Source organism: Azohydromonas lata NBRC 102462, from assembly GCF_001571085.1.
In the GTDB taxonomy this organism is placed as follows: Bacteria; Pseudomonadota; Gammaproteobacteria; order Burkholderiales; family Burkholderiaceae_C; genus Azohydromonas; species Azohydromonas lata.
The window spans coordinates 1-11,296 of sequence record NZ_BCTC01000156.1 but is presented as its reverse complement, the minus strand read 5'-3'; the positions used below and the strand labels follow the sequence as shown (position 1 = coordinate 11,296).

Annotated in this window: 9 protein-coding genes and 1 pseudogene; 9 read left to right on the top strand and 1 reads right to left on the bottom strand. The window is 73.1% G+C overall.

Going from position 1 to position 11,296, the window contains the following annotated elements:
- The 7 genes and pseudogenes from ALA01S_RS34175 to ALA01S_RS28735 form a co-directional block, all read left to right on the top strand.
- Positions 1–276: pseudogene (locus ALA01S_RS34175) on the top strand (hypothetical protein); the annotation flags it as partial.
- Positions 277–281: 5 nt separating this feature from the next.
- Positions 282–1,298 carry a glycosyltransferase gene (locus ALA01S_RS28760; RefSeq protein WP_066342777.1) on the top strand — a complete coding sequence of 339 codons (1,017 nt, stop codon included), beginning with the start codon at positions 282–284 and terminating at the stop codon, positions 1,296–1,298.
- A complete protein-coding gene (locus ALA01S_RS34170; protein WP_066342771.1) occupies positions 1,288–2,010 on the top strand; it encodes an FkbM family methyltransferase in 723 nt (240 codons plus the stop codon). Before ALA01S_RS28760 ends, ALA01S_RS34170 begins: the two co-directional genes overlap by 11 nt.
- 4 nt (positions 2,011–2,014) lie before the next feature.
- Positions 2,015–4,225 (top strand): O-linked N-acetylglucosamine transferase, SPINDLY family protein, encoded by a 2,211-nt coding sequence (locus tag ALA01S_RS28750; RefSeq protein ID WP_066342768.1) that lies wholly within the window; start codon positions 2,015–2,017, stop codon positions 4,223–4,225.
- Positions 4,222–5,538 (top strand): TolC family protein, encoded by a 1,317-nt coding sequence (locus tag ALA01S_RS28745; RefSeq protein ID WP_066342766.1) that lies wholly within the window; start codon positions 4,222–4,224, stop codon positions 5,536–5,538. The genes ALA01S_RS28750 and ALA01S_RS28745 overlap by 4 nt, the downstream gene beginning before the upstream one ends.
- Complete coding sequence (locus ALA01S_RS28740; protein WP_084268045.1) at positions 5,535–7,730, top strand: ATP-binding cassette domain-containing protein; 2,196 nt, start codon at positions 5,535–5,537, stop codon at positions 7,728–7,730. Before ALA01S_RS28745 ends, ALA01S_RS28740 begins: the two co-directional genes overlap by 4 nt.
- A complete protein-coding gene (locus ALA01S_RS28735) occupies positions 7,727–8,866 on the top strand; it encodes a beta-barrel domain-containing protein (RefSeq protein ID WP_157119365.1) in 1,140 nt (379 codons plus the stop codon). The genes ALA01S_RS28740 and ALA01S_RS28735 overlap by 4 nt, the downstream gene beginning before the upstream one ends.
- A gap of 160 nt (positions 8,867–9,026) precedes the next feature.
- On the opposite strand, the gene ALA01S_RS34165 is transcribed toward ALA01S_RS28735, so the two are convergent.
- Positions 9,027–9,359 (bottom strand): hypothetical protein, encoded by a 333-nt coding sequence (locus tag ALA01S_RS34165; RefSeq protein ID WP_169806038.1) that lies wholly within the window; start codon positions 9,357–9,359, stop codon positions 9,027–9,029.
- 10 nt (positions 9,360–9,369) lie between these two features.
- Between ALA01S_RS34165 and ALA01S_RS28730 the strand changes: the two genes are divergently transcribed.
- On the top strand, positions 9,370–10,077 hold the full coding sequence (locus tag ALA01S_RS28730) for a PEP-CTERM sorting domain-containing protein (RefSeq protein ID WP_066342762.1): 708 nt from the start codon (positions 9,370–9,372) through the stop codon (positions 10,075–10,077).
- A 153-nt stretch (positions 10,078–10,230) separates the two neighbouring features.
- Positions 10,231–11,296 (top strand): cadherin-like domain-containing protein (locus ALA01S_RS28725; protein WP_169806037.1); only part of this gene is annotated, 1,066 nt, incomplete at its 3' end.

Here is an 11,296-nt window from a genome sequence, read left to right as displayed (position 1 = left end):
AAGATCGACCTCACCGGCAGCGGCGACAACGCGCTGGCGCTCAAGGCGGCCGATGTGCTGGACATGGCGGGCGTCAATGGCTTCACGGCCAACGGCCGCCACCAATTGATGGTCACGGGCGATGCCGGCGACACGCTGGACCTGGCTGACGGCGCGGGCACCGCGGGCTGGACCCACGGCACGCAAACCACCATTGGCGGCACGGCTTACGAGACCTGGACGCACAACGCCTCGCTGAGCACCGTGTTCGTGAGCCCGGCGGTGGCAGTGATTTGAGCCTCATGGCGCAGCCTCCAACGCACCACCTCCCCGCCATCTACTACGCCTGCTCGCTGCCGCTGTCGGCCGGCGGCGAGCTGGTGAACTTCCAGCACGCGGCATCCCTTCGCCGCCTGGGCTGGCGTTGCTTCGCCCTGCTGGACCCGGGCGCGCGCGTCGAGTTGCCCGCGCAGCCCTACCCGGTGCCGCTGGTGACCTGGAGCGACCACATGGCCTGGCACGCCGACGACTGGCTGGTGGTGGCCGAGGTGACGCCGCCGGCCACGTTCGCGCGGCTGGCGGGGCTGCCCTGCCGCGTCGCCATACACAACCAGAACCCGTACTACACCTTCCGCGGCTTCGCGGACATGGAACGGCTCAACGCCTTCCCGCTGGCCGGCGGCCTGTGCCCAAGCGCCTTCACCCGTGACACGCTGCGGCGCTGGGGCTCCGGCTGCGACTGGCACGTGGTGCGCCCCGCGCTGCTGCCGCACTTCGCGCAGGCCGCGGCCGGCACGCCCAAGCGGCGGCAGATCGCCTTCATGCCGCGCAAGCGCCCCGACGACGCGCGGCTGCTGCGCACGCTGTTCCAGGGGCTGTTTCCCAGGTTCGCCGACGTGCCCTGGGTGGAAATCGCCAACGCGGGCCGCGCCGACGTCGCGCGGCTGCTGGCCGGCTCCAGCATCTTCGCCAGCCTCAGCCGCCACGAAGGCCTGGGCTTGCCGCCGCTGGAAGCCATGGCCGCCGGCTGCCTGGTGTGCGGCTTCGATGGCGGCGGCGGCCGCGAGTACGCCACGCCGGACAACGGCCTGTGGGTGGAGGAGGGCAATCTCGAAGCCTTCGCCCGCGCCCTGGCCGCGGCGCTGGAGATGGATGAGGCCGAAACCGCCCGCCGCCAGGCCGCGGGCCGCGCCACCGCGGCGGCCTTCAGCCCTGAGCGCTTCGAGGCCGAGCTGCAGGCCGCCTGGCGGCGGCTGCTGGGTGCTGATGCGCACCGCTACCGCGTGGCGGCGCAGGACGGAGCACCGCATGCACCTTAACCACTTCGTGCAGGTGGACCTGGACGGGCCGGGTTCGGGGCCTGGCCGCGGCCCCGGCCGCTTCTGGATGGACAGCTGCGGCGGCCGCGACCCGGTGGCCATGGCGGTGCTCGACGGCGGCTGGCGCGCCTACGTGGCGCCGCTGCCCGCCCTCGTGGCCGCGTGGAGCCGCGCGCTGCGGCCCGTGTTCGTGGACGTGGGCGCCAGCACCGGCTTCTACAGCCTGCTCGCGCTGGCCGCGGGTGCCGTGCGCGCCCATGCCTTCGAGCCGGTGGCGGAGATTGCGGACGTGCTGGCGCACAACGCGCGCATGTCCGAGCTGCAGGCGGCCTTGCGGCTGCATCGCGTGGCCCTGGGAGACGAGGCGGGCCGGGCCACGCTGGAGCAGGCGCTGGCCCACGAGCCCGCGGGCACGCCCATGCTGCTCAGGCTCGACGCCGCATCGCACGAGCCGCAGGTGCTGCGCGGCGCCGCCGCACTGTTGCGCCGGCATCGGCCTGCCGTCGTGTGCGAGCTGTTGCCCGATGCCGGCCTGGCCTTCTTCGAGCACTGGTGCCAGGCCCAGGACTACGCCCATTACGCGCTGGACGGCGGGCTGCCGGGCGCCAGGGCCGCCATGGGGCTGTCCCTGGGCCATCGCGCCCATCTGTTCCTGCCCAACGAGGCGGCCCAGCCGTGGCTGGCGGCGCTGTCACCGCGGGATTTTTCTTGAAGTCATGAACGAACCGAACGACGAAGCGGCCCACGAAGCCGCCAATACCTTCAACCAGGCCAACGCCGCCTTCCGCGCGCAGGACTGGGCCACAGCCTTGGCCAGCTTCGAGGCCGCGCTGGCGCTGCAGCCTTCGCTGGAGCCCGCGGCGCTACAGGCCGCGCGCTGCCTGGTGCGCCTGGCGCGCTGGATGGACGCCCGCGAAGCCTTCGCCCGCACCCTGCGCCTGAACCCCGCCAACTACAGCGCCTGGCTGGAAGCGGGCCACCTCTGCCGCCAAATGGGCGAGCTGGGCCAGGCCGTGGCCGCCTACCGCCGCGCCATGGACGTTGCCCCCGAGCGCTACGAGGCGCCGCTGGCCGCCGCGCGCTGCCTGGAGCTGCAGGGCGATTTCGGCGCCGCGCAGGCCGCCTATGAGCAGGCGCTGCAGGCCGCGGCGCGCAAGGACGCCGCGCTGCCCCGCGCCGTGCACTGGCACATGGCCGCCTACCGCCTGGAGCGCGGCGACGCGGCGCGCGCGCTGCAGTCGCTGCGCGCGGCGCTGGCCGCGGCGTCCACCGACGGCGCCTCGGCCGACGACGTGGCCGACATCCAGACCGAGCTGGGCGAAGCCCTCATGCGCCTGGGCCGCCGCGACGAGGCCCTGGCCCTGTTCACCGCCGCCAGCGCCGCCACCAGTGAGGCCACGCTCACGCGGCTGTCCGAGCGGGCCTTTCGCCACAACCTGTGGCAGGAAGCCCTGGCCGTGCTGCAGCGCTGCCTGGAGCTGCACCCCGGCAGTGCGCAGGCGCACTGGAACCTGGCGCACCTGCAGGCCGAGTGCTGGCAGCTCGACGAGGCCGAGGCCATGCTCCAGCGTGCCGAAGCCATGGCGCCCATGCCCGGCGCCACGTCCATGCGCGCCTCCATCGCCGGGCGGCGCGGCGACGCCGACACCGCCCTGGCCCTGTACCGCCAGCTCGCACAGGCGCCGGATGCGGCGCCCACCGCCGCCTCCAGCGCCGCCATGAGTGCGCTCTACAGCGACCGGCTCGACGCCCAAGCCGTGGCGCAACTGCACCGCACGCTGTTCGCGCCGCTGGGCCGCGGCGCAAGGGCGCGCGGGAGTTTCAAGCGCGCGCCGCTGGTTGGGCGGCGCATCCGGCTGGGCATCGTCAGCGCCGACTTCCACCACCAGCACCCGGTCAACATCTTCATGCAGCCCGTGCTGCGCGAGCTGGACCGCAGCCGCTTCGAGACCTTCCTGTACTTCACCGGCCCCTCGCGCGACGATCAGACGCAGCTGGCGCGCTCGCGCGTGGAGCACTGGCGCGAGGCCGCCACGTTCAACGACGTGCAGCTGGCCCGCCAGATCGATGCCGACGCCATAGACCTGCTGCTGGACCTGGCCGGCCACACCGGGCAGCAGCGCATGCGGCTGTTCGCGCAGCGCGCCGCGCCCGTGCAGGCCACTTACCTGGGCTATCCCGGCTCCACCGGCGTGCCCAACGTGGACTGGCTCTTGGGCGACGCCGTGGTCACCCCGCCGGGCTGCGAGGCGCTGTGCTCCGAAGCCGTCGCCCGGCTGCCGGGCACGGTGTTCTGCTTTGCACCGGAGGTGGACTATCCCTATCCCGCCTACGGCGCGGCCCACGCGCGGCGGCCGCTGACCTTCGGCTCCTTCAACAACGTGCCCAAGCTCACGCCGCGCACGCTGCGGCTGTGGGCGCGCATCCTGGCGGCCGTGCCGGGCTCGCGGCTGCTGCTCAAGGCGCCCAGCTTCGGCGACGCCGGCGCGGTGCGGCTGTTCACGCAGCGGCTGCAGGGCCTGGGCGTGGACCCCGCGCGGCTGGAGTTCCGCGGCCCAACGGGGCTGACGGACATGATGGCCGAGTACGCCGACGTGGACATCGCGCTGGACCCGCTGCCCTACAACGGCGGCACCACCAGCCTGCAGGCGCTGTGGATGGGCGTGCCCGTGCTCACGCTGGAGGGCGCGCACTTCGTCTCGCGCATGGGCGCGAGCTTCATGCGCGCCGCCGGGCTGGACGACTGGGTGGCCGGCGATGACGAGGCCTACGTCGCCATGGCTGTGGCCAAGGCCGCCGACCGCACCGCGCTGCTGGCGCTCAAGCAGGGCCTGCGGCAACGCCTGGCGGCGCTGCCGGCCTGGGATGCGCGCGCACACACCCGCGCCATGGAACAGGCCTTCGAGGCCATGGTGCGCGGCGCATGAGCTTCGTCCGTGGATTCGCCCGCGCGGCTCCGCGCCTGGCCGCTTGCCTGGCCGTGACGCTGGCGCTGGCCGGTGCCGTGCGGCCCGCGGCCGCCAGCGAGCTGGCCGCGCTCATGGCCGAGGCGCTGGAGGGGCACCCGGCCGCGCAGGTGCAGCGCGAGCGCGCCGATGCGGCGCATGCCGACGAGGACGCCGCCCGCTGGCAGTTCTGGCCCACGCCCCACGCCAGCGTGGACGGTGCCTGGGCCGGCAACAGCGTCCTGTACCGTGGCGACCGCGCCGCCACGGCCATTGGGCTGACCCAGCCGCTGTGGACGGGCGGGCGGCTCACGGCGCGGCTGCAGCGCTCGCAGGCCGGCAGCGCCGCGGCGCAGGCTTCGCAGCAGCTGGCGCAACTGCAGCTGGCGCTGCGCGTGGCGCAGGGCTATGGCGACTGGTGGGCCGCGCGGCTCAAGCTCGATGCGCTGGACAAGGCGCTGGCCGAGCATGAGCGGCTGCTGGCGCTGGTGACGCGCCGCGTGGAGCAGGGACAGTCGGCGCGTGCCGACCAGCTCCTGGCGCAGGAGCGGCTGGCCTCGCTGCGCGCCGACCTGGGCGGCGCCCAGGTGCAGCAGCGCGTGGCGCTGGGCCGGCTGTCACAGCTGGTGGGCCGGGCGCTGGACGGCGCCGCTCTGGCCGCGCCGGCGCAGCCGCCGCTGTCCGTGGACGCCTCGCTGGGCGCGGTGCTGCAGCGCGTGCAGGCGGCCTCGCCGCTGCTGGCGCTGTACCGCGCCCAAGCCGACGCCGAGGCCGCCACCGTGGCCGAGCGCAAGGCCGAGCGCTGGCCTGAGCTGCGGCTGCGCGCGGAGCGGCTGCACGGCAATCTCTCCTCGCCCGGGGTGGGCGGCAGCAGCGTGGTGGCGCTCAGCCTGTCCAGCAGCTTCGGCGCCGGGCTGTCGCAGCAGTCGGCCATTGCCGCGGCCACCAGCCGCCAGGCCGCGGCGCTGGCCGAGGCGGATGCGCAGTGGCGCGAGCTGGCCGAGCAGGTCACGGCCGACCATGCACTGCTGCTGCAGTCCGCCGACCGGCGCGAGGCGCTGCGCGCCGCCGCAGAGCTGTCCGAACAGGTGCGCCAGGCCTGGGACCGCCAGTTCCTGGCCGGGCGCAAGAGCTGGCAGGACCTCATGAACGCCGCCCGCGACCAGGTGCAGACCGAAATTCAATGGGCCGACTTCGACGCCGCGCAACGCGTGGCCTCCTGGCGGCTGGGCCTGCTGGCCGACGGGCTGCCCGCCACCCTGGACCGCCTCACTTCCGCTGCGAGTTTTCCGTGAACGACGACAACGATTTATCGGCCGCGCTGCTGCGCCTGGCCACCCTGCGGCGCGAAGGCGTGGACCGCCTGGCGCTGCGCGAGGCCGCCGCGCAGGCCCAGGCCGGCGGCGGCGACGCCCGCGCGCAACTGGCCCGGCTGGCCGGCCACCTGGGCCTGCAGGCGCCGCTGTGGCTGGCCGAGGCCGACCCCGCGCGCGTGCCCGCGCTGGCCCTCTCGCCCACGGGGCAGTGGCATGTGCTGCTGGGCCAGGACGCGCAAGGCCGCTGGGTGCTGCAGGGCTGGAGCGGCGGGCCAGGGCAGCCGGGGGTGCAAGCGCAGCAAGGACCGCAGGGCCAGTGGCAGGAGCAGGCGCTGCCCGCGCTGGACGGCTGGCAGCTGGCGGCGGTGAAACTTCTGCCGCCCTTTGCCGTGGGCCGCAGCCCGGCGTTCGCGCTGGTGCGCGCCGAGATGCTGCGGCGGCGCCGGCTGCTGCTGGAGGCGGCGTTGGGCGGGCTGCTCATTGGCCTGATCGGCCTGGTGGCCTCGTTCTATTCCATGCACGTCTACAACCGCGTCATTCCCACGGGCGCGATGCAGACGCTGTGGGTGCTCACCGGCGGCGCGCTGCTGGCCACGCTGCTGGACTGGGTGGCGCGCAGCGCGCGCTCGCGGCTGTACGAGGAGCTCATCGACGGCGTGGACCAGCGCCTGGCGCGCACGGTGTACCTGCGGCTGCTGTCGCTGCGGCTGGACCAGCTGCCCGGCAGCGTGGGCAGCCTGGCCTCGCAGCTGCGCGGCTACGAGACGGTGCGCTCCTTCCTCGCGCAGGGCACGGGCACGGTGCTGGTGGACCTGCCCTTTGCCGCGCTGTTCCTGGGCTGCCTGGCCTTCATCGGTGGCGCGCTGGTGCTGGTGCCGCTGCTGTTCTTTGGCCTGTCGCTCGCGCTGGCGCTGTGGATGCGCGCGCGCATGGAAGCGGCGGCCAAGGAGGGCGCACGCTCGTCCAACCTCAAGACCGGGCTGCTGGTGGAAACGGTGGAGGGCGCGGAGACCATCAAGTCCGGCCAGGCGGGCTGGCGCATGCTCTCGCGCTGGCTGCAGCACACCGAGGCCGCGCGCCGCGCCGAGCTGGACTCGCGCCGCCTGGCCGAGCATTTCCAGCACCTGATGTCGGCCTTCCAGCAGCTGAGCTACGTGCTGCTGGTGGCCGCGGGCGCCTGGCTGGTGGGGCAGGGCCGGCTCACCACGGGCGCGCTGGTGGCCTGCACCATCCTGGCCGGGCGGGTGCTCTCGCCCATGGCCTTGCTGGCCAACCAGTTGCTGCAGTGGTCGCACACGCGCGCCGCGCTGGAGGGGCTGGATGTCCTGTGGCGGCTGGAGGACGACCACCAGGGCCAGGAGCCCGTGCTGCTGGAGCGGCTGCGCGGCCACTACCGGCTGGAGGGCGTGGTGGCGCGCTACGCCGCGGCGCCGGCGCTCAAGGTGGCGCAGCTGGAGATACGCGCGGGCGAGCGCGTGGGCGTCATCGGCCCCATAGGCGCGGGCAAGACCACGCTGCTGCGCCTGTTGTCCGGCATGTACAGGCCGCAGGAAGGGCGCGTGCTGCTGGACGACGTGGACCTCGCCCACCTCGCCAAACCGGTGCTGGCCGAGCACATGGGCTATTTGCAGCAGGAGGGGCGGCTTTTTGCCGGCACGCTGCGCGAGAACCTGCTGCTGGGCCTGGCCGATCCGGGCGACGAGGCCGTGCTGGACGCCGCGCGCCGCACCGGGCTGCTGCAGGCCGTGGTCGCGCCGCACCCGCGCGGCCTGCAGCAGCCCATACAGGAGGGCGGCAGCGGCCTCTCGGGCGGGCAGCGCCAGCTCGTCAACCTCACGCGCGTGGTGCTGCGCCGCCCGCGCCTGTGGCTGCTGGACGAGCCCACCGCCGCGCTGGACGGCAACACCGAGCGCCAGGTGATCGAGCTGCTGCGCCGCGAGCCCGCCCCCGACGCCACGCTGGTGCTGGTCACGCACAAGCCGGAGCTGCTGCAGCTGGTAGGCCGGCTCATCGTGGTGGCCGGCCACCAGATCGTGGCCGACGGCCCAACCGCGCAGGTGCTGGCGCGGCTGCAGATGCCGGCCGTCCCGGCGGCGCCCGCGGCGGGCCAGCCCGCGCCGCCGCTCGCCGCAACCACCACCGTTCCCCGCCAACCCACCGTCGCGCCATGAGCCATCCAAAATTTCGCCTGGGCATGCTGCACGTCGCGGCGCTGGGGGCACTGGCCTTCCTGGGCTGGGCCGGTGTGTTCGAGATAGACCAGACCGTGCGCGCGCCGGGGCAGCTCATGCCCAACGCGCGCACGCAGGTGATCCAGGCCGTGGACGGCGGGGTGCTCTCCGCGCTGAAGGTGCAGGAGGGCGAGCGCGTGTCGGCCGGGCAGGTGCTGGCCGTGCTGGAGCCCGACCGCGCCCGCGCCGGCTATGACGAGAACCAGGCACGCGGCGCCGCGCTGCAGGCGTCGCTGGCGCGCGCGCGCGCCGAGGCCGAGGGCCGCGAGCCGGACTGGAGCGGTGAAGCCTTTGCCGCCTACCCCGACGTGGCGCAGGCCGAACGGGGCCTGTTCCTGCAGCGCCGGCGCACGCTAGAGGAAAGCGCCGCGCCCGTGCGCGAGGCGCTGGCGCTGGCGCAGGAGGAGCTGCGCGTCAACGAATCGCTGCACGCCACGGGCGATCTCAGCCGCGTGGAGCTGCTGCACGCGCAGCGCCAGGTGGCCGATCTGCGCGGCCGCCTGGCCGAGCTGCGCAACCGCTACCTGCAGGACGCGCGCACCGAGGTGGCGCGCCAGTCGGCCGAGCTGGCCGCGCTGCGCCACCGCCAGGCCGAGCGCGGCAACGTGCTCAAGTACACGCAGCTCACCGCGCCGCTGGAGGGCGTGGTGAAGGTGCTGCGCGTCAACACCGTGGGCGGCGTGCTGCGCGGCGGCGAGGAGCTCATGCAGATCTCGCCCACCGACGGCGATCTCGTCGTGGAGTTGCGCATACAACCTTCGGACATCGGCCAGCTGCGCGTGGGCCTGCCCGCGCGGCTGCAGTTCGAGGCCTACGACTACAGCGTCTACGGCTCGCTGTCCGGCACGCTGGTCTACCTGAGCGCCGACACGCTGACCGAGCCCGGGCCCAACGGCCAGCCGATGAGCTATTACCGCGGCCGCGTGCGGCTGGAGGCCGCGCCGAGCGTGCGCGGCATCGCGCTCAAGCCCGGCATGACGGCCGTGGCCGACATCCGCACCGGCCAGCGCACGGTGCTGCAGTACCTGCTCAGCCCCATCACGCGCGGCGTCTCGGGGGCATTGCGCGAGCGTTGAGGCGCACAACCGCGCGGTGGCGGGCTGTTGCATGGACGTCAGGCCAGGCCGCGAGGCCCGGTCGGACCTGGCCTTTGCGGCGCACGTGCATGCGCCGCCACGGCGGCCTAGCGCTCAGGGGTGGGCGTGAGGGCGCCAAGGGGTGTCCGGTCTCGGTTTGTCACCGGCCAGCACTGCTTCTGCGCGGCACCGGCCGTGCTGTTGTTTGGGCCAGTCCAGGTCCACGGCCGGATAAGGCTTTTTCCAAGAGGAAAACGGCCGTAATTTTGTTTACTGAATGTTTTAAATATTTACAATAATGCTGTTTTCTCAGTGCAGCTTCGCCTCTGGTGCCACTTTCGGTGGATGTTTCGCCTCCGGCGCCTGCCTGAACGGCGTGCCGAATGCGAGCTGTAGCCCAGCGGTGCGGCTTGGTCAGGCCAACGGTGGAAAAGCTTCCCCGTGCGGCCACGGCCATCGCGCCGGCCGTGTCCCTTACCTTGACGACTGCCAAGCCTGTTTCCATGAACCCTGTTCGCAAAAGCTTTGCCGCGCTGGCGCTGTGCATCCCGTTGCTGGGCCTGGCGGCCCCCACGGCCACCAACCTGGACCCGCTGTTCGCCGTCGCGCCGGATGCCAACGTCTATGACGCCGCGACGGTGAGCCACGCCACGGTGCGTGGCACGCTGCAGGATGGCAACGGCGTGGCCTGGTACAGCTTCCTTGGCCGCGCGGGCCAGCGGCTCTACGCCGACCATGACGACGCCATCAACGCCGACACGCTCGGCGACTCGGTGCTGTCGCTGTTCAGCAGCGCCGGGCAGCTGCTGGCCACGGGCGACGACGCGGATTTCGACCCTGGCTCGCTCGACCTCAACGGCGTCTCCACGGCCAATGCCTTCCTGGGCGTGTTCACCTTGCCCACCACCGGCGTGTACTACCTGGCGCTGAGCGCTTTCGGCAACGGTCCCGACCTGGGGGGCTGCGACCTGGCCCTGGCTGCGCCGCTGTGGCAACCCGGCGGCTACGCCGTGGGTGGGGCCCGCTACAGCGGGTGCAGCGCCAGCTTCGCCCTGGCGGGCGACGGCAGCGCCGGGGGAAGCTTCACGCTGCACGTGAGCCTCGGTGGTGGCCGTGCCGTGCCCGAACCCGGCTCCCTGGCGCTGGCCGGCGTGGCGCTGGCCGGGCTGGCGGCGCAGCGCCGCCGCCGCCGCTGCTGCTGCTGCTGCTGAGCAGCCTCGCCGCCGCCGTCTCGGCGGTGAAGGCGGCTTGGCGCGCCTTCTCTTCATCCCCCAAGCATTGACATCCTCGTTGCTGCCGGCGCGCGCTCCACTGGCGCGCGCTGCCCGGTGGCGCCGATCGAATCCGACAGGAGCACAACCACCATGGCGACGTACACGGCAGGAGCCAACGGCGGCAAGTACACCGGCACCACGGGTGCAGACCAGATGTATGGCCAAGGTGGCGCGGACAGCTTCTATGCCGGCTCCGGCGACGACCTGATCTATGGCGGCGGCGGCAATGACCTGCTCTACGGCCAGGCGGGCAACGACACCATCGATGGCAATGCCGGCGGCGATCTCATAGATGCCGGCGCCGGCGACGACCTGCTGATCTACCGCCTGGCCGAAAACGCCGGCTGCATTGACTCCTACAGCGGCACCACCGGCATGGACACGCTGCGCCTGGAATTCACGGCGGCGGAGTGGGCCAGCGCGCGGGTGCAGTCCGAGGTGGCGCGCTACCTGGCGCACCTGGCCAGCGTGGAGCGCGTCGATGGCGAGGTGCTCAACGGGCCGGGCCGGGACTTCGCCTTCGACTTTGGCAGCGGTACCAAGTTGGGCGTGGTGATGGTGGAGAAGCTGCTGGTGTCGGTGGAGGGCCAGCTGGTGGACCCCGCCGCGCCGTTCATCACGGCCCATACCGACGGCGCCGTGCAGGACGGGGCGCTCACCACGCTTGGCACGCAAGGCAGCATCGATTTCCGCGACCTGGAGCTCGTGGACACGCACACCGTGGCGGTGTCGGCCGTGGAGGGCAACGCGTTGGGCGGCAGCCTCACGGCCGTGCTCGCCGACACGGCCACGGGCGACGGCGTGGGCCGGGTGGGCTGGTCCTACAGCGTGGGTCATGCCACGGTGCAGGCGCTTGCCGCGGGGCAGACCGTGGTGGAGCGTTTTTGCGTCACCGTGACCGACGGCAGCGGCAGGAGCGCCACGCAGCTCATTGCCGTCACCGTCACGGGCAGCAACGACGCGCCGGTGCTCAACGGCATGCCGGCCACGCTGGCGCAGGCCCACATGGGCATGGCCTTCACGCTCACGCAGGCGCAACTGCTGCAGGGCTACACGGATGTGGACGGCGAGTCGCTGTCCGTCACGGCGCTGGCGGCGGACCACGGCACGGTGGTGCACAACGCCGACGGCAGCTGGACCATCACGCCGCAGGCCC